Genomic DNA, 18,716 nt, shown 5'->3' with positions numbered 1-18,716 from the left:
ACGGGACTCGCGCGTCAGAGCCGCCGGCTGGTGCTCATGACTGAGCGAGGAGGCGGCGCCTCGTCGCTACCGCGCTCAGCACTCGATGACGTTGACGGCCAGGCCGCCTTCGCTCGTCTCCTTGTACTTCGACGACATGTCGACTCCCGTCTGGCGCATCGTCTCGATCACTGCGTCGAGCGACACCCGGTGCGTGCCGTCTCCGTGCAGGGCGAGCCGCGCAGCACTGACCGCAGTCGACGCCGCGATCGCGTTCCGTTCGATGCACGGGATCTGCACGAGGCCGCCCACCGGGTCGCACGTGAGCCCAAGATGATGCTCCATCGCGATCTCCGCCGCGTTCTCGACCTGCTGCGGAGTACCTCCGAGCACCGCGCAGAGGGCACCGGCGGCCATCGCGCACGCCGAGCCGACCTCGCCCTGGCAGCCGGCCTCGGCTCCCGAGATCGATGCGTTGGTCGTGAACAGCGAGCCGATGGCGGTCGCCGTGAGGAGGAACGTCCGCAGCCCCTCCCGATCGGCACCCGGCACGAAGCGGAGGTAGTGATGGCCGACGGCCGGGATGATCCCGGCGGCTCCGTTGGTCGGAGCGGTCACGACCCGTCCGCCCGCGGCGTTCTCCTCGTTCACCGCCAGCGCGAAGGCGTGCAGCCACTCCACCGAGGTCACGCGGGCGCGGTCCAGCGGATCCTCCTCGAAGGCCTCCAGTCGCTTGCGGAGCAGGCTCGCGCGCCGGCGCACTCCAAGGCCGCCCGGCAGGACGCCCTCCGTCTCGAGTCCGCGCTCGACGCAGGCTGCCATCGCGTTCCAGATGCGGTCGAGCTGTGCATCGAGGTCACTGTCCGGGTGCAGGGCTCGCTCGTTCGCGGCCGAGATGTCGGCGATGGTCGCTCCCGTGCGCGCGCAGACGGCGAGCAGATCGGCCGCCGAGACGAAGGGGTACGGGTGCGGGGCGAGGCCGGCAAGGTCGGCCTGCTCGCCTGCTCGCCGGATGAAGCCGCCGCCGATCGAGAAGAACGTGTCCTCCTGCGCCGGCGTCGCCTCCCCATCGAGCCACATGTGGAAGGTGAGGGCGTTCGGGTGCTCGGGCAACCGCGTCCGGGGCTCGAAGGCGATGTCGTCGCGTGTCATCGCGAGCGGCTGCTCGCCCGCCAGCGCGATGGCGCCCACCTCCTCGAGTCGCCGCCAAGCGCCGCCGACGAGTGCTGGGTCGCACGACTCCGGGTCGAGCCCCGAGAGTCCCGCGACGACCGCATCCGGCGTGCCGTGCCCGATCCCGGTCGAGCCGAGCGATCCGTACAAGACGCATCCGATGCGGCTGACCCGGCCCAGGAGGCCGTCCGCTTTGATCCGCTCCGCGAAGGCGAGCGCCGCGCGCATCGGCCCCACGGTATGCGAGCTGGACGGTCCGATCCCCACGCTGAACAGGTCGACGACCGAGACGTAGGCACTCATGGACCGAGACTACGCCTCGCATGACGGAGGGGGCGGGCGCCTCGATCGGACGCCCGCCCCCTCCGCTCAGCCGAGGTCAGAACTCGCAGTGCACGTGGTCGGAGTGACCCTCGTTGCCCGGGCCGAGCGTGAGGGTCGCACCCATCGCGGCGCACGCGTCCTGCACGGCCTGGTGGTCGGCCCCGGAGGCCACGAAGACACCGTCGATGATCGGGATGTCGACCGCGTGGCCCGTGTAGTGGCGCGAGGTCGAGGTGTGGTCCTCACCCGCGATCGACGACACCGACAGAGTGTGCCCGTACTGCGTGTTGAGCTTCAGCAGGGCGTCGAGCATGACGGGGTCCAGCGACACCGAGGTGACCCCGACGTCGCCTTCAGGGCTCGTCTTCGCGGGCTGACCCGCTGCGGTGTCCCGGATGTTGGCGAGCGCGGTCGAGGCGGGGTCGTCGCTCGAGTCGTAGAGCTCGATCCCCGGGTTGTCGAGGATCGCCTGGGCGATGGCCGCGGCATCGCCGCTCGGCGGAGCAGTCGTCCCGCCCGCGATCAACGCCTTCCAGGTGGCGGGGCCCACGATCCCGTCCGCCGTCAGCCCGGCGGAGCTCTGAAAGCTCTTCACGGCAGCGGTGGTCGCGTCGCCGAAGACGCCGTCGACCGCTACGGAGGCACCGTTCGCGTTCACTTGCGTCTGGACGGCGCTCACCGCGTCGCCGGACGAGCCGCTCTGGACCGTCACGGTCATCGCGCTCCATGTCGCCTCCCCGATCACACCGTCGGCCTCGAGGCCGTTGGCCGACTGGAAGGCCGTGACAGCGGCGGATGTCCCGCTCCCGAACGCCCCGTCGACGTCGAGCGTCTGCCCGGAGCCTCGGAGGAGGTACTGCGCGGTAGTCACGTCGTCGCCGGTCGCGCCGGAGGAAAGGACGGGCCAGTCGGCGGCCTGAGCGCTCGCGGTCCCCCCTGCGACGAAGCCGACGGCGAGCAGAAGCGCTGTGACGATCGCGACGAGCCGCGAGCGAAGACTCCGCGACGAGACGGGAGAGCCGTCCCGGACGGGATACCGGTTGACGTCAGAGGCGGTGTGGTTCTCGGTGGTGATGGCCATGATCCTCATCCCTCGCTCGCGACGGCCTCACGGGCCAGGGTTTCCCATTGCGCGTAGGCGTCGGGGTATCCCGACACCTGCACCGCTTGCGCGGCCTCGGTCACCGACATCGACTCCCACCCGTCGATGTCCATCAAGCCCGTGTTCGACGTCGGGCTGTTGGCCGCGCCGTAGAAGGCACGCGAGGCATAGACCGGGTCGATGAGCTCCTCGGGTGTGCCCCAGCCGGCCGAGGGCCGCTGCTGGAACAGGCCGACAGAGTCGCGATCGCCGCCCGAGAGGTTGCGCAGGCGCGACTCCTGCATTGCGGCGGCGATCGCCACGACCCACCCGTACTGCGGGACTCCGGCGGTCTTGCCCTCCGCGATGATCGTGCGCACGTTCGAGAGCTGCTCCTCGTTCAACGTCGCGAAGGTCTCGCCGGGCTCACCCGGCTGCGGGTTCGAGCCCGAGCCCGAGCCGACGAGGGACTGCCAGGTCTGCGGTCCGGCCACACCGTCGACCGTGAGACCAGCCGCCGACTGGAAGTTCTGCACGGCCGAGAGCGTCGCCGCCCCGAACTCGCCGTCGACGGTGAGCCCGGCCCCGGTCTTGTTGAGCTGCACTTGCAGAGCGGTCACCGCCTCGCCGGTGTCGCCGGAGGACACGGTCGTGATCAGCGCCGACCAGGTCTGCTCGCCGACGATCCCGTCGGCCGAGAGTCCGCGAGCGCTCTGGAACGCGGTGACCGCAGCCTCCGTGGCCGAGCCGAAGGCGCCATCGGCCTCGACCGACTGGCCCGCGGCGTTCAGCAGGTGCTGGATCGTCTGCACGTTCGCGCTGTTCTCGCCCTGGGCGACGACGGGCCAGGCGGCAGCGGTCGTGGAGGCGGCGGTGATCGCGGCCGGCGCGGCGAACGCCGTCGGAGCAGCCGCCAGCGACCCGAAAGCGAGGGCGCCGCAGGCGACCCCCGCAACGAGGAGGCGCGTGCGTGGTCGGCGGAGCGTCGCGGCTCGGCCGACGGTCGTGGACGATGGAATGGATGTGGACTGTCTCATCATTTCGAACACCTCTTCAGGGCCGCGGGGCGGCCGGATTCGTTGTCTCGATCAGAGTGGAGTCACGCTCGGGAGTCGTCCTCCCTCGCCCTTCATGCCTATCGTCGACTGAACCCGTCGGTGTTGCTTTGGGATGCGGTACCCAGTGCTCGTCCACAGAACACGGAGCCAGATCCCCCTCTCGGGGGAGGCGTCACGCAGGACGCCCGCTCACGCCTCGCCGTCCTCGCCCGCGCGCGAGGCGGCTCCGACTCAGCGGATCGTCTTGCGCGCGGTGATCTGCCCCGTGTCGAAGCCCAGCAGGTGCAGCCCGCCGTGGAATCGCGCGTGCTCGACCTTGATGCAGCGGTCCATCACGACGGTGAGCCCCTTCGACTCGCCGTACTCCGCTGCCTCCTGGTTCCAGATGCCCAGCTGCACCCAGACGGTGGGTGCGCCGACGGCGACGACGTCGTCGATCACCGAGGGGATATCGCTCCCCTTGCGGAAGACGTCGACGATGTCGGGAACGACCGGCAGCTCCGCGAGGCTGCGGTAGACCGGCTGCCCGAGGATCTCGGTGGCGTTCGGGTTCACGAAGAACAGCTCGTAGTCGCTCGACTGCTGCAGGTAGGTGGAGACGAAGAAGGAGGAGCGCGCCGGGTTGGGCGAGGCCCCCACGATCGCGACGGTCTTCGCGCGGCGGAGGATGTCGAGCCGCTGTTTCGCGTCGGGGCCGACCCAGGTGCGCTGCGAGCGCAGCATCTTCGCGAGCGGCGAGTGGGCGGGCATCGAGCAGCTCAGGCCGTTCGAGAGCTGGACGACGGTCTCGGTGTCGCTCATGGTCAGACCTCCACGGCCGGGGTGTGCAGAGTCGCCGACGTCTCGTCGGGGAGCTCGGTGGGAGCGGCGGGCGTGCCGTGCTGCTCGATGGCGCGCGCCAGCGCCTGGTCGAGGTCGTAGATGATGTCGTCGGCGTCCTCGATCCCGACGGAGAGGCGGACGAGACCCGGCAGGACTCCGGCGTCGAGCAGCTGCTGCTCGGTGAGCTGCGCGTGCGTGGTCGAGGCGGGGTGGATGACGAGCGTCTTGGCGTCGCCGATGTTGGCGAGGTGGCTCGCGAGGTCGACCGACTCGATGAAGGTCTGGCCGACGGCGCGCCCGCCGGCGACCACGAAGCTGAAGACGGAGCCGGGCCCCTTCGGCAGGTACTTCTGTGCGCGCTCGTGGTGGGGGTGCCCGGGCAGCCCGGCCCAATAGACCGCCTCGATGCGCGGGTCGGCGTCGAGCCACTCGGCGACGCGGCGTGCGTTGTCGACGTGCGCCTGGATCCGATAGGGGAGGGTCTCGACGCCCTGCGCGAGCAGGAACGCCGAATGAGGAGCCAGCACCGGGCCGATGTCGCGCAGCTGCTCGGCGCGCAGACGGGTGAGGAAGCCGTACTCGCCGAAGTTCCCCTCCCAGGAGAGATTGCCGTAGGAGGCGACGGGATCGTGCAGGAGCGGGAACTTCTCGGCGGAGTAGTGGAACCGGCCCGACTCGACGACGACCCCGCCGAGGGTCGTGCCGTGCCCGCCGAGGAACTTCGTCGCCGAGTGGATCACGATGTCGGCGCCCCACTCGAGGGGGCGGATCAGATAGGGAGTGGCGACCGTGGAGTCGATGATGAGGGGGATGCCGGCGGCGTGGGCGACAGCGGCGAGGCCTTCGATGTCGGCGATCTCGCCGGACGGGTTCGCGATCGTCTCGGCGTAGAGCACCTTCGTTTTCTCGGTGATCGCTGCCGCGTAGTCGGCCGGATCGCTCGAACGCACGAAGGTCGTGTCGACTCCGAAGCGCCGTAGGGTCACGTCGAGCTGGGTGATCGAGCCGCCGTAGAGGTTGGCGGAGGAGACGACGTGATCGCCGGCTCCGACGAGTGCCGCGAAGGTGATGAACTGCGCCGACAGGCCGGAAGCGGTGGCCACCGCGCCGAGCCCGCCCTCGAGGCTCGCCACGCGCTCCTCGAAGGAGGCGACCGTGGGGTTCGAGAGTCGGGAGTAGATGTTGCCGTACTTCTGCAGCGCGAAGCGCGCCGCCGCGTCGGAGGTGTCATCGAAGACGAACGCGCTCGTCTGATAGATCGGCAGCGCTCGCGCGCCCGTCACCAGGTCGGGGATGTTGCCGGCGTGGATTGCCCGCGTCTTGAAGCCGTACTCGCGATCTGCCATGCGATCGACGCTAGTGGCCGCTCCCGATGTCGCCGCGCTCCGGCGACGCATCCCGTAACAGTGCGTCGCCTCAGGCCCGCACCGCGAGCAGAGCCAGGCCGGCGATCGCCGACCACGACACCAGCGCCACGACCAGTGCGCGCCACCCGGTCGTCAGCAGCTCACGGAGGCGTACCGCGGTCCCGAGCGCAAAGAGCGCCGCCGCGAGCAGCCAGGTCTGCACCGTGTCCGCGAACTCCGCGATCTCCGGCGGCGGCGGGACCAGCGTTCGCAGCACCACGGCCGCGAGGAACCCGAGCACGAACAGCGGGACGAGCGCGGGTCGCGCCCCGCCCGCCTCCCCTCGGCGGCGGGTGACCGCGGCTGCGACGGCGACCATCGGCGCCAGCATCACCACCCGGGTCAGTTTCACGACCACCGCGAGCGCGAGCGCGGCCGGCCCGGCGACCTGAGCCGTGGCCACCACCTGCCCGACATCGTGCACGGAGGCGCCCACCCAGTGCCCGAACTGGAGGTCCGAGAGACCGAGCGGCCCCTGTAGGGCGGGGAGCACCGCGATTGCGAGCGTCCCGCAGAGGGTCACCAGCGCGACCGGAGTGGCCTGCTCGGATTCTTTCGCCCGCGTCGCTCCCGCCATCGCCCCGATGGCGGAGGCGCCGCAGATCGAGAAGCCGGCAGCCAGGAGCAGCGGCTCCTGCCCGGGGAGCTTCAGTGCCTTCCCGAGCCCGAGGGTGAGGACGAAGGTGGCCAGCACGATCGCGACCACCGCGAGGATCGCGACCCAGCCGAGCGCCGCGATGTCGACCAGCGAGAGCTTCAGGCCGAGCAGCACGATTCCCGCGCGCATCAGCGTGCGGGCGGAGACGTCGAGGCCCGGCGCGAGGAGCCCGCCGAGCGCCGGGCGTGTCGCGGGCAGCTGCGTGACGAGGATTCCGAGTGCGACGGCCACCGTCAGCATCGGCGCCGCCGGGACGGCGGCGTGCACGAGGAACGCGGCGAGGGCGGCGAGAGCGGAGGCGGCGACTCCCGGCAGCCAGGCGATCTCGCCCGGCATCCGTCCGCTCAGACCCACGACGGCAGCCACATGTGGGCCTGCCAGAACGCGAACGTCGTCTGCTCGCCGCTCCACAGCGGGTAGAAGTAGGCCGTGAGCGCAGCGGCGGCGATCGTGAAGGCGAGCACCACGATGATCCCTCGGGTGCGCCTTCTGCGCTCGTCGGAGGCGGAGCCGAGTGCCACGCCCGCGGTGAGGGCGAGCGCGAGCATCATGTAGGGCTCGAAGACCACGCAGTAGAACTGGAAGACCGTGCGGTCGAGGTAGAGAAGCCAGGGCAGGTAGCCCGCGACGATGCCCATCAGCACGAAGCCTGCGCGCCACTCCCGGTAGCGCGCGAGGCGGTAGAGGAGGTAGACGAGGGCGAGGACCCCGGCGTACCAGATCAGTGGGTTGGCCACGGAGGTGATGGCCTCGTCGCAGCGGGCGGCGGTGCATCCGTCCACTCCCGTCGCCTGATCGACGAAGTACATGCTCGTCGGCCGCAGCATCAACAGCCAGGTCAGCGGGTTCGCCTCATAGGGGTGCGAGGCGCGCAGGTTGATCGAATAGTCGTACATCTGCACGTGGTAGTGCCAGAGGCTCTGCGCCCAGTGCGGCACCCAGGCCAGAGCGCCCGTCCACGCGTTCCCGGGAGCCTCGGTCGCCCACTCGCGCGCCCAGCCGCCGGAGGTGCGGAGCCAGCCTGTCCAGGTGGCGAGGTAGGCGACGAGGGCGACGGGCACGACCAGGAGGAACGTGACCGGTCCTTGCTTCAGCACCGCCCCGCTCGCCCAGAAGGGCACGCCCGCTCTGCGCCGCATCAGGGCGTCGACGACGACGGAGTAGATCCCGTAGGCCGCCAGGAAGTAGACGCCCGTCCACTTCACTCCCGCGGCCAGCCCGAACAGGACGCCGGCCGTCAGGAGCCACGGTCGCCACCACAGCACCGGCCCCCAGCTCGGCAGCTCGCCCGAGGCGACCTTCCTCCCCAGCTGCAGCTCAGCCCAGCGGCGGTCGAGCAGGATCGCCGCGACTCCGCAGAGCGCGAGGAACATCAGGATGCCGTCGAGCAGGGACACGCGCGACATCACGATCGCGTGCCCGTCGAGGGCGAGGAACAGGCCGGCGAGTGAGGCGAGGAAGGTCGAGCGGAACAGCAGCTTCGCGATCACGATGACGAGCGCGACCGCGAGGATCCCGGCGATCGCCGTCGAGATCCGCCAGCCGACGCTGTCGTCGGCGCCGAAGACGCCCATTCCGAGCCCGATGATCCACTTGCCCAGCGGAGGGTGCACGACGAACGAGGGCGCGCCCGTGAAGGTGTTCACGTCGCCCGCGGCGAAACCGGGGTCGGGGTTGTCAGGCCATGCCCCCTCGAAGCCGAGGTTCCAGAGGGTCCAGGCGTCCTTCACGTAGAACGTCTCGTCGAAGACCAGCGAGCGGGGATGGCCGAGGTTCCACAGCCGCAGAAGCGCGGCGACGAGGACGACCAGCAGCGGCAGGCCGAGCTCGTAGAGGCGGCGGCGGGCGGGGCTGGCGACGAACCGGCCGTGCAGATCGTCGAACCAGGAACCGCGCGGCACCTCCGGCAGGCTCTCGCGCACGCGGGGCACCGCCTCCGTCGTCGGAGGGGCGGCCGGTTCGAGGGGGACCGACCGCGTCGCGCCGGAAGCGAGCAGGTCGTCGAAGTCGCGCTGCGGTCCGTCGGTCACCCGGCCATGCTAACCGGGCGCCGGTCCTTCCCCCGACGGGTCTCGAGGGCGAGGAGGCGTCCGCCTGCGAGCGCCCACCGTCGCCGGACAGGCCTCCCGCGGCCCCAGGGTCGACGGGGAGAGACTGGGAGACTTGCCGCATGATCATCCTCGCGGGCACGCCCATCGGAAACCTCGGCGACGCCTCCCGTCGGCTGGTGGAGGCGCTGTCCTCGGCTCGGCATGTCGCCGCCGAGGACACACGCGTCACGATCCAGCTCCTGCGCGCGCTCGGCGTGGAGAACCGACCGGCGCTCTATGCGCTGCACGACCACAACGAGCGCGAGCGGGCGGCCGAGCTGGTCGAGCTTGCGCGCGACGAGGACCTGCTGGTGCTCAGCGATGCCGGCATGCCGACCGTCTCGGACCCCGGCTATCACCTGGTCGAGGCGGCGGTGGCGGCGGGGGTGGCGGTCACCGCGCTGCCCGGCCCCTCGGCGGTGCTGATGGCGCTCGCCGTCTCTGGCCTGCCGACCGATCGCTTCAGCTTCGAGGGCTTCCTGCCGCGCAAGCACGGCGAGCGCGTCTCGACCTTCCGCGCCCTCGTCGACGAGCGGCGCACCATGGTCTTCTTCGAGTCGCCGCACCGCATCGGCGACGCGCTCGCCGATCTCGTCGAGGTGATGGGGCCCGAGCGACGGGTCGTCGTGTGCCGCGAACTGACCAAGATGTTCGAGGAGGTGCGCCGCGGTCCCGCCTCCGAGCTGGCCGAGTGGGCGGCAGGCGGCCTCCGCGGCGAGATCTGCCTCGTCGTCGAGGGTGCGCCGGTGCGGGAGGCGTCGCTCGAGGACGCACTCGTCGCGGTCCTCGAGCGGGTCGCGGCGGGCGCCCGGCTCAAGGAGGCGTCGGCCGAGGTCGCCGAGCACACCGGCCTCTCGCGGCGCGCCCTCTACGAGGCGGCGCTCGCCTCGCGACGAAGCTGAGCGCCGCCCGGGCCCCTACGCGCAGGTCCCCGTGTTGCGGAAGCCGTCGTCGTTCTGGTTGCTCTGGCTCTTGTCGGTGCCCAAGCCGCCCGACGCCCACGAGACGGTGCCGGTGACCACGGCCGACGCATCGGTGGTCGTGGCCAGCTCGATGCGGAGAACCGAGCCCGGTGCGACCGGCTGAGTGGTGAACCAGTACGAGGAGCCATCCGATGATCCGCCGACCCTCATCGTCGTCGGCACGCCGTCGATCGTCGCCGACGAGATCGAGACGCCCGTGAGGAAGCGGGCGTCGTAGTAGTAGTAGACCTGCGTGTCGGCCGGCATCGGGTTCGCCCCGTCGCTCGAGACGACGATCGCGCTCGCGTAGGGGTAAGTGCAGCTCCCGGTGGCCAGCGAGGCCCACTCGGCGCTGATCGCTCCGTTCCACGGCACGACCGTGCCCACCTCCGCGGTCGACGAGATCGCGTCGTTCGAGGGGTCGGAGTCGGCACCCGCGGGCGAGGACAGGGTGAACGAGTGGGCGGTCAGATTCGCGAACGCGGTCGTGAAATCATGGATCGCGGCGGCCTCCTCCTGGGTCAGCACATCGGCGAAGCGCGGCGCGAACACCACGTCGGCGCCGGAGGGGATCGGCACGGAGATCACTGCGGTGAAGGCCGAGCGGTCGCCCTCGACGACCGGACCGGTGATCGAGACGGCGCTCGCCGGGATGTCCGACGTGGCGGACACCGTGAGCGAGGGCGAGCCGAGGACTCTGTTGTCGGACCGCATGACGACGACGGTGCCGGCGGGCGCCTCCTGGGGGCCGCCGTTGTGCACGGTCGGCGAGAAGAAGGTGTTGTAGCCCAAGTACTGCGTGTGGTCGTCGTTGTACCAGCTGCCGTCGTCGCCCGAGAAGTTCTGCATCTGCAGATCGAACCCGGGCGCCCCGCTCGCGGCGGAGGCGGGGGTCGCTGTGGCGGTTGCCACGACCGGGATGGTCCATGCGGCGGCTGCGAGGGCGGTCCGTCGGCTGACGAGGGCAGAGGTCGAGGTGACCGTGTCGTGAGAAGTCATGGTGCGTCCATCTCGTAGGGGTCAGGGAACCCGACGAGGCTAGGTCGCGGCCGAGGCAATGTCCTCTCGGGAGACATGATGTCGCAGCCGATGTGCCCGGAGTCCCTCCGACGTCACACGCCGGAGGGCGCTCGGCGCGAAGAATAGGATGGTCGCCATGTCCGACGGCGCCTCCTTTTCTCTCACGACACCGATCTTCTACGTGAACGACGTCCCGCACATCGGGCACGCGTACACCGAGGTCGCCGCCGACGTGCTCACCCGCTGGCACCGCCAGGCCGGAGACGACACCTGGCTGCTCACGGGCACCGATGAGCACGGACAGAAGATCCTCCGTACCGCGACCGCGCACGGCACGACGCCGAAGGAATGGGCAGACCGTCTCGTCGAGACCGCGTGGAAGCCGCTGCTGAAGACCATCGACATCGCCAACGACGACTTCATCCGCACCACGGACGAGCGGCACGAGGTCAACGTCCAGCGCTTCCTCCAGAAGCTCTACGACGAGGACGCCATCTACACCGGCGAGTACGAGGGCTACTACTGCGTCGGCTGCGAGGAGTACAAGCAGCTCTCCGATCTCGAGGAGGGGACGGGCGACTACACCGGGCAGTACGTCTGCAAGATCCACTCGAAGCCCGTCGAGCTGCTCAAGGAGAAGAACTACTTCTTCAAGATGAGCGAGTACACCGATCGGCTGCTCGCGCTCTACGAGGAGCGTCCCGACTTCATCCAGCCCGAGTCGGCGCGCAATGAGGTCGTCAGCTTCGTGCGCGCCGGGCTCGCCGACCTGTCGATCTCGCGCTCGAGCTTCGACTGGGGAGTGAAGGTGCCGTGGGACGACTCGCACGTCGTCTACGTCTGGTTCGACGCGCTGCTCAACTACATCACCGCGGTCGGCTACGGCCAGGACGAAGCGGAGTTCGAGCGCCGCTGGCCTGCGACGCACATCGTCGGCAAGGACATCCTCCGGTTCCACGCGGTGATCTGGCCCGCGATGCTCATGGCCGCAGGCCTCGAGGTGCCCAAGCAGGTCTTCGGTCACGGCTGGCTGCTCGTCGGCGGCGAGAAGATGTCGAAGTCGAAGCTCACGGGAATCGCACCCGAGCAGATCACCGACACCTTCGGCTCCGACGCGTTCCGCTACTACTTCCTCCGCGCGATCACCTTCGGCCAGGACGGCTCGTTCTCGTGGGAAGACCTCTCGGCCCGCTACCAGGCCGAGCTCGCGAACGGCTTCGGGAACCTCGCCTCTCGGGTCATTGCGATGCTGCACCGCTACTACGAGGGCGTCGTGCCCGAGCCCGGCGCGCTCTCGGAGGGCGACGAGCACGTACAACGCACGGTCGCCGAGGCGGTGACCGCCGCCGATGCCGCGATCGACGCCCTCGCGATCCACGACGCGATCAGCGCGGTATGGACGATTGTCGACGAGCTCAACGGCTACATCACCGAGCAGGAGCCCTGGTCGCTCGCCAAGAAGGGCGAGAGCGAGCGCCTCGCTGCGGTGCTCTACACGGCGACGGAGGGTCTGCGCGCGCTGGCCGTGCTGCTCTCCCCGGTCATCCCGCGCGCCACCACGACGCTCTGGGAGGCGCTCGGCGTCGAGGAGGCGCTGGGCGCGCTCACCGCGCAGCCCCTCCGCGAGGCCGGGCGCTGGGGGCAGCTCCCGGTCGGGACGACGGTCGGCTCGCTCGCCGCGCTCTTCCCGCGCATCGAGGCGCCGGCGTCCTGAGCGGGCGGGGGAGGAGCGAGCGTCGGCGTCGAGCCCCCACCGGGCGAGACCGGTCCGCTCACCCCTCCCCGGTACCCTGGTCGGCATGACCGACAGCCAGCACGTCCGCGCCCGCGAGGCCGCCTCCGGCCGCGACCTGACGTATCCGCCGCTGCCCGAGGCTCTCGTGGTACCCGTCTACGACAATCACACCCACCTCGAGATCTCCGACGGACTCGAGCCCCTCGACTACCGTGAGCAGCTCGATCGCGCCTCCACCGTCGGAGTGCGCGGCGTCGTGCAGGTCGGCACCGACGTCGAGACGAGTCGATGGTCGGCCGAGCGCGCCGCCTCCGAGCCGCGCATGCTCGCCGCGGTGGCGCTGCACCCCAATGAGGCTCCCGGACTCGAGGCGCGCGGAGAGCTCGACGACGCGCTCGCCGTGATCGCCGAGCTCGCCACTCAGCCCCGGGTGCGGGCGATCGGCGAGACGGGCCTCGATTTCTTCCGGACTGGCGAGAGCGGGCGGGCCGCCCAGTTCCGTTCCTTCGAGGAGCACATCCGTCTCGCGAAGGAGAACGGCCTGGCGTTGCAGATCCACGACCGCGACGCGCACCGCGAGGTCCTCGAGACCCTCCGCCGGGTCGGTGCCCCGGACCGCACCGTCTTCCACTGCTTCTCCGGCGACGCCGAGATGGCCAGGATGTGCGCCGAGGAGGGGTGGTACCTGTCCTTCGCGGGCACGGTCACCTTCAAGAACGCCGAGTCGCTGCGGGAGGCGCTCGTCGCGACGCCCCGGCACTTGATCCTCGTCGAGACCGATGCGCCCTACCTGACTCCTGCGCCGTTCCGCGGTCGACCCAACGCCCCGTACCTCATCCCGCACACCCTGCGGTCGATGGCGGCCACGCTCGAGACCGACGTCGGCCATCTCGCCGCGACCATCGCCTCCAACACCGAACAGGTCTACGGGGAGTGGGGCGGAGAGGTCGGCTCGGAGCCGAGCGAGCCCGTCGGACAGCTGGCATGAGCGGACGCCACGCGGCCGACGCGGCGGCCGTGGACGTGCCGCGGCTGCTCGGTCCCGCCGAGATCCGCGACCTCGCAGCGCTGCTCGACGTCACCCCGACCAAGAAGCTCGGGCAGAACTTCGTCCACGACGCCAACACGGTCCGCCGCATCGTCAGGCTCGCGCGCGTGCAGGCGGGCGAGACCGTCGTCGAGATCGGGCCGGGGCTGGGCTCGCTCACTCTGGGACTGCTGGAGGCGGGCGCTGGTGTCGTCGCCGTGGAGATCGACTCCCGCCTGGCCGAGCAGCTGCCGCGCACGGTCGAGCTGATGGCGCCCGGCGCCGAGCTCGTGGTCGTGCACGCCGACGCGATGAAGGTGCTCGAGCTGCCGGGCGGGCCCGCGCGACTCGTCGCGAACCTCCCGTACAACATCTCGGTGCCGGTGCTCCTGCACTTCCTCGAGCACTTCCCGAGCATCCGCTCGGGCGTGGTCATGGTGCAGTCGGAGGTGGGCCACCGGCTCGCGGCGGGCCCAGGCTCGAAGGTCTACGGCGGTCCGAGCGTGAAGGCGGCCTGGTTCGGCTCGTGGTCGACGGGAGGTACGGTCTCGCGTCAGATCTTCTGGCCGGTGCCGAACGTCGACAGCGTCCTCGTCGCCTTCGAGCGGGGCCGGGAGCCGGGCGACGAGACTCTCCGCCGCGCGGTCTTCGCGGTGGTCGACGCCGCGTTCGCGCAGCGGAGGAAGATGCTGCGGCAGTCGCTCGCGTCCCTCTTCGGCGACAGCGCTGCCGCGATCGCCGCGCTCGAGGGAGCGGGCATCCCGCAGACCGCGCGGGGGGAGGAGCTCGACGTGGAGGCCTTCGTCCGGCTGGGTCGCTCGCTCGACCCCGCACGCGTCCCCGTGCGGGGCGCCACGGTGCCCGAGGAGCGGCCGTCGGAGAGCGCCGAGGAGAGCGACGAGGCCGCGGACGGGGGCGCCTCCGCCAGCATGTAGCGTGGAGGCATGGCCCTCCGCGCGACGTCGAAACGGGTCCACGCGCGGGCGCCCGGCAAGATCAACCTGTTCCTCAAGGTCGGTGCCGTGCGCGACGACGGCTACCACGAGCTCGCCACCGCGTTCCAGTCGCTCTCGCTCTACGAAGACGTCCACGCGAGCGAGGCTCCCGACTTCTCGGTCGAGTTCTCGGGCTCGATCGACACGAGCGGCCTCCCGCTCGACGGCTCCAACCTCGCCATCCGGGCGGCGCGCGCTCTCGCCCGCGCCACGGGTCACCGGGGAGGCGTGCACCTCGAGATCGAGAAGAACGTGCCGATTGCGGGCGGGATGGGGGGCGGCTCCGCCGACGCGGCCGCGACCCTCCTCGCGTGCGACGCGCTCTGGGGCACGGCCTGCACCCGCGAGCAACTGCTGGGCATCGCCTCCAGCCTGGGCGCCGACGTCCCGTTCTCGTTCACGGGAGGCACCGCGATCGGCGTCGGGAGGGGCGACGAGCTGAGCCCGGCTCTCGCCAAGGGTCGCTTCGAGTGGGTGCTCGTGCTCTCGGAGGAGGGGCTCTCGACCCCCGAGGTCTACCGTGAGCTCGATCGTCACCGCGAGCGCCACCTGCACGACTTCAGCCCGATCGCGGCGACCCCGAGCATCGACCCGAACGTGCTCCAGGCCTTGCGGGCCGGCGACGCCGGCCTCCTCGCCGAGTCGATGTACAACGATCTGCAGGCACCCGCCCTGCACCTGCAGCCCGGCCTCGCCCGGATCCTCGAGCACGGCGAGCAGAGCGGTGCCCTCGGCGGCATCGTCTCGGGCTCGGGGCCGACGGTGGCGTTCCTCGCGGCCGACGCCGATGCGGCTCTCGAGCTGCAGCTCGCGCTGAGTGCGGCCCGGTGGCGGACGGTCCGGGTCAGCGGTCCCGTGCACGGCGCGCGCCTCGTCTCTGGCTGAGCCGCACGCTCCCCGTCAACCCTGTCGGCCGGCAACCAGTCACGAATCGATCCGGTGGCTTAGAGTGCCGGTCATGTCCCCGAGAAGAGCCGCCGTCCTCGCCATGCTCACCGGGATCATCGCGGCCGGCGTCTCGCTGGCGACCGCCGAGGTCGTTGCCGTGTTCACCGGAGCGGGAGGCAGCCCCCTCGTCGCCGTCGGGGGCTTCGTCATCGACATCGTCCCGCCCGGGGTGAAGGACACCGTCATCGCCCTGTTCGGCACGGGGGACAAGCTCGTCCTTCTCGTCACGCTCAGCCTCGCGGTCGCGCTGCTCGCGCTCGCGGCGGGCCTGCTCGAGTATCGCCGGCCTCCCCTGGGCGTCGCCGTGCTCGCGGTCGTCGCCGGACTCGGCGCGCTCGCCGTGGCCACGCGTGAGGGCGCCTCCTGGCTGACCGCCGCCCCGACCGTCGTGGGCATGGTCGCCGGAGCGGCGGTACTGCGTAGCGCGAGCGTGCGGTTGCGCGTCTGGCAGCGGGGAGGCGACCGCGGCGGCACGGACCGCCGCTCGTTCCTCCGCCTCGTCGGCGCCGCGGGAGTCGCGGCCGTGGTGGTCGGAGCGGGCGCGCGCGTCGTGACCGCGGCCTCCGCCGCCGTGACCGCGGTGCGCAAGACGGTCGCGCTGCCGGCGCCCGCGTCTCCGGCGCCGACGATCCCGCCCGGCGCGGTCTTCGACGACATCGAGGGCATCAGTCCCTACCTCACGCCCAACGCCACCTTCTACCGCATCGACACCGCGCTCTCCGTTCCCGCGGTCGACCCCGCCAGCTGGACGCTGCGCATCACCGGCATGGTCGAGGAGGAGGTGACGATCACGTGGGAGGAGCTGCTGGCCCTCCCGATGGAGGAGCACCTCGTGACCCTCTCGTGCGTCTCGAACGAGGTCGGCGGCGACCTCATCGGCACCGCACGCTGGCTCGGCTACCCCCTCCGGGAGCTGCTCGCCCGGGCGCGCCCCCTCGCGAGCGCCGACATGGTGCTCTCGCGTAGCGTCGACGGCTTCACCGCCTCGACTCCGCTCGACGTTCTGCAAGACGCCGGACGAGCGAGCCTGCTCGCGATCGGGATGAACGGCGAGCCGCTCCCCGTCGAGCACGGCTTCCCCGTGCGGATGGTCGTCCCGGGCCTCTACGGCTACGTCTCGGCGACGAAGTGGGTCACCGAGCTCAAGGTCACCACCTTCGCCGACGACCTCGCCTACTGGTCGACCCGTGGCTGGTCCGAGCGCGGGCCGATCAAGATCGAGTCGCGCATCGACATACCGCGCAAGGGGCAGCCGGTGGAGGCGGGCCTCGTCGCCGTCGCGGGAGTCGCCTGGGCACCGCACATCGGCATCGCCAAGGTGGAGGTGCAGGTCGACGGCGGAACGTGGCAGACGGCCCGCCTCGCCGAGTCGCCGACGGCCGACACCTGGGTGCAGTGGGTGTACGACTGGACCGCGATCGCGGGCGAGCACGTCCTCGTCGTCCGCGCGACGGACGCCAACGGCGTGGTGCAGACCTCCGTCGAGGCCGCGCCCGCGCCCGACGGCGCCTCCGGCTGGCACACGCGGGCCGTCACCGCGTCCTGATCCCGGTCCGCTCCGTTCCGGCGGGAGGGGAGGGGGCCAGCGCCTAGGCTGGATCTCTATGGCACATCTGCTGGGCGCCGAGGCGCTGCGACTCGAGTACCCCACGCGCGTGATCTTCGACGACGTCTCCTTGGGAATCGAGGAGGGCGACCGGATCGGGATCGTCGGCCGCAACGGCGACGGCAAGTCGACCCTCCTCCGTCTGCTTGCGCAGCGTATCGAGCCCGACGCGGGCCGCGTCACGCACCGTCGCGGAGTGACGCTCGGGATGCTCGACCAGGCCGACACGGTCGACGAGGAGCTGACCGTCGCCGAGGCGGTCGTCGGCGGTCTCGCGGAGCACGAGTGGGCGGGGGACGCGCGCACCCGCGACGTGATCGCGGGCCTGCTCCGCGACGTGCCGTGGGACGGCGTCGTCGGCTCCCTCTCGGGCGGTCAGCGCCGCCGCGTGGCTCTCGCGAAGCTGCTCGTCGGCGACTGGGACGTCGTGTTCCTCGACGAGCCCACGAACCACCTCGACGTCGAGGGCATCGCCTGGCTCGCCGAGCACCTCAAGCGGCGCTGGGCCGCCTCCTCGGGCGGCCTCGCGGTCGTCACCCACGACCGCTGGTTCCTCGACGAGATCTGCACCGCCACCTGGGAAGTGCACGATCGCCTCGTCGAGCCGTTCGAGGGCGGCTACGCGGCCTACATCCTCCAGCGTGTCGAGCGAGACCGGATGGCCTCGACGATGGAGGCGAAACGCCAGAACCTGATGAAGAAGGAGCTCGCGTGGCTCCGACGCGGTGCTCCCGCCCGCACGGCGAAGCCCAAGTTCCGCATCGAGGCGGCGAACCAGCTGATCGAGGACGAGCCTCCCGTGCGCGACGCGGTCTCGCTCTCGCAACTCGCGGTCTCCCGCCTGGGCAAGGACGTCGTCGACCTGCTCGACGTGACCGTGCGCTACGGCGAACGGACCGTGCTCGAGCGCATCGAGTGGCGGATCGCGCCGGGCGAGCGCACCGGGATCCTGGGGGTGAACGGGGCCGGCAAGTCGACGCTTCTCGGCCTCGTGGCGGGCTCGGTGCAGCCGACGAGCGGGCGCGTGAAGCGGGGGACGACCGTGCGTGTCGCGATCCTCGACCAGCAGCTGCGCGAGCTGACCGAGGTGCAGCACCAGCCGGTGCGCGAGATCATCGCCGAGCAGCGCACCAGCTATGCGATCGGCGGCAAAGAGATGACGCCGGGTCAGTTGCTCGAACGCCTCGGCTTCTCGAGCGCGCAGCTGTCGACGCCCGTCAAGGATCTCTCAGGAGGCCAGCGGCGGCGCCTCCAGCTCCTCCTGATCCTGCTCAGCGAGCCGAACGTGCTGATCCTCGACGAGCCGACGAACGACCTCGACACCGACATGCTCGCCGCGATCGAGGACCTGCTCGACTCGTGGCCGGGCACCCTGCTCGTCGTCTCGCACGATCGTTACCTCCTCGAGCGCGTGACTGATCAGCAGTACGCGGTGATGGAGGGGGCGTTCCGGCACCTTCCGGGGGGCGTAGAGCAGTACCTGGAGCTGCGCCGGGCACTCGAGAGAGGCGTGCCCGCGCTCGCCGTGAGCGCCGCCTCCACCCCGACCGGCCTCGCGGGAGCCGGTCGGCGCACGGCCGAGAAGGAGGTGTCGGCGATCGACCGGCGCCTCGCCAAGCTCTCGCAGCTGATCGCGGCCGTGCACGAGAAGATGGCGACGCACGACCAGGACGACTACGACGGCATCCTCGCGCTGAACGAGACGCTGCGGGCCCACCAGGACGAGACGGCGGAGCTCGAGCTGCGCTGGCTGGAGCTGTCGGAGCTGCTCGAGGGCTGATCGCGGGAGCACAACCTCAGCTGAGACGGCCGCTCGCGCACCATCGTGCCCG

15 protein-coding genes are annotated in these 18,716 nt (G+C 70.9%); 7 read left to right on the top strand and 8 right to left on the bottom strand.

The genetic code is table 11. The annotated features are described in order from the left end of the window. Nucleotides 1-75: 75 nt before the first annotated feature. From ITJ45_RS09830 to ITJ45_RS09800, 7 genes are all read right to left on the bottom strand, one after another. On the bottom strand, nt 76-1,455 hold the full coding sequence (locus tag ITJ45_RS09830; RefSeq protein WP_194609430.1) for an L-serine ammonia-lyase: 1,380 nt from the start codon (nt 1,453-1,455) through the stop codon (nt 76-78). Between the two features lie 76 nt (nt 1,456-1,531). Next, complete coding sequence (locus ITJ45_RS14330) at nt 1,532-2,557, bottom strand: peptidoglycan-binding protein (protein ID WP_194609428.1); 1,026 nt, start codon at nt 2,555-2,557, stop codon at nt 1,532-1,534. Nucleotides 2,558-2,562: 5 nt separating this feature from the next. Continuing rightward, nucleotides 2,563-3,597, bottom strand: coding sequence for a peptidoglycan-binding domain-containing protein (locus tag ITJ45_RS09820; RefSeq protein ID WP_194609417.1), 1,035 nt, complete (start codon nt 3,595-3,597; stop codon nt 2,563-2,565). A gap of 249 nt (nt 3,598-3,846) precedes the next feature. Next, a complete protein-coding gene (locus ITJ45_RS09815; protein ID WP_194609415.1) occupies nt 3,847-4,416 on the bottom strand; it encodes a CoA-binding protein in 570 nt (189 codons plus the stop codon). A gap of 2 nt (nt 4,417-4,418) precedes the next feature. Next, the gene (locus ITJ45_RS09810) at nt 4,419-5,783 is read right to left on the bottom strand and encodes an O-acetylhomoserine aminocarboxypropyltransferase/cysteine synthase family protein (protein WP_194609413.1); all 1,365 of its coding nucleotides are present in this window, start codon (nt 5,781-5,783) and stop codon (nt 4,419-4,421) included. A 70-nt stretch (nt 5,784-5,853) separates the two neighbouring features. Then, entirely contained in the window at nt 5,854-6,837 is a 984-nt protein-coding gene (locus tag ITJ45_RS09805; RefSeq protein WP_194609804.1) for a YeiH family protein, read from the bottom strand. 8 nt (nt 6,838-6,845) lie between these two features. Further along, a complete protein-coding gene (locus ITJ45_RS09800) occupies nt 6,846-8,531 on the bottom strand; it encodes a dolichyl-phosphate-mannose--protein mannosyltransferase (RefSeq protein WP_323742974.1) in 1,686 nt (561 codons plus the stop codon). A gap of 140 nt (nt 8,532-8,671) precedes the next feature. Here ITJ45_RS09800 and rsmI point away from each other — a divergent pair, with 140 nt between their 5' ends. Beyond that, nucleotides 8,672-9,493, top strand: a complete 822-nt coding sequence (gene rsmI, locus ITJ45_RS09795) for a 16S rRNA (cytidine(1402)-2'-O)-methyltransferase (RefSeq protein ID WP_194609411.1) — start codon at nt 8,672-8,674, stop codon at nt 9,491-9,493. Nucleotides 9,494-9,508: 15 nt separating this feature from the next. Here rsmI and ITJ45_RS09790 read toward each other — a convergent pair whose 3' ends face one another. Beyond that, entirely contained in the window at nt 9,509-10,552 is a 1,044-nt protein-coding gene (locus ITJ45_RS09790; RefSeq protein ID WP_194609409.1) for a hypothetical protein, read from the bottom strand. A gap of 157 nt (nt 10,553-10,709) precedes the next feature. Here ITJ45_RS09790 and metG point away from each other — a divergent pair, with 157 nt between their 5' ends. The 6 genes from metG to ITJ45_RS09760 all read left to right on the top strand — a co-directional run bounded on the left by metG (nt 10,710) and on the right by ITJ45_RS09760 (nt 18,664). Then, nucleotides 10,710-12,287: a methionine--tRNA ligase gene (gene metG, locus ITJ45_RS09785; RefSeq protein ID WP_194609792.1), complete on the top strand. Its 1,578-nt coding sequence runs from the start codon at nt 10,710-10,712 to the stop codon at nt 12,285-12,287. A gap of 85 nt (nt 12,288-12,372) precedes the next feature. Then, the gene (locus ITJ45_RS09780) at nt 12,373-13,296 is read left to right on the top strand and encodes a TatD family hydrolase (protein ID WP_194609407.1); all 924 of its coding nucleotides are present in this window, start codon (nt 12,373-12,375) and stop codon (nt 13,294-13,296) included. Further along, the gene (rsmA, locus tag ITJ45_RS09775) at nt 13,293-14,270 is read left to right on the top strand and encodes a 16S rRNA (adenine(1518)-N(6)/adenine(1519)-N(6))-dimethyltransferase RsmA (protein WP_194609405.1); all 978 of its coding nucleotides are present in this window, start codon (nt 13,293-13,295) and stop codon (nt 14,268-14,270) included. The genes ITJ45_RS09780 and rsmA overlap by 4 nt, the downstream gene beginning before the upstream one ends. Nucleotides 14,271-14,279: 9 nt before the next feature. Further along, the gene (locus ITJ45_RS09770) at nt 14,280-15,215 is read left to right on the top strand and encodes a 4-(cytidine 5'-diphospho)-2-C-methyl-D-erythritol kinase (protein ID WP_194609403.1); all 936 of its coding nucleotides are present in this window, start codon (nt 14,280-14,282) and stop codon (nt 15,213-15,215) included. A gap of 73 nt (nt 15,216-15,288) precedes the next feature. Then, on the top strand, nt 15,289-16,824 hold the full coding sequence (locus ITJ45_RS09765; RefSeq protein WP_194609402.1) for a molybdopterin-dependent oxidoreductase: 1,536 nt from the start codon (nt 15,289-15,291) through the stop codon (nt 16,822-16,824). Nucleotides 16,825-16,882: 58 nt separating this feature from the next. Beyond that, complete coding sequence (locus ITJ45_RS09760; protein ID WP_194609400.1) at nt 16,883-18,664, top strand: ABC-F family ATP-binding cassette domain-containing protein; 1,782 nt, start codon at nt 16,883-16,885, stop codon at nt 18,662-18,664. Nucleotides 18,665-18,716: the final 52 nt, after the last annotated feature.

The sequence above is a fragment of the Rathayibacter sp. VKM Ac-2879 genome, from assembly GCF_015351245.1.
In the GTDB taxonomy this organism is placed as follows: domain Bacteria; phylum Actinomycetota; class Actinomycetes; order Actinomycetales; family Microbacteriaceae; genus Rathayibacter.
This window is presented reverse-complemented; position numbering and strand designations above follow the sequence as displayed.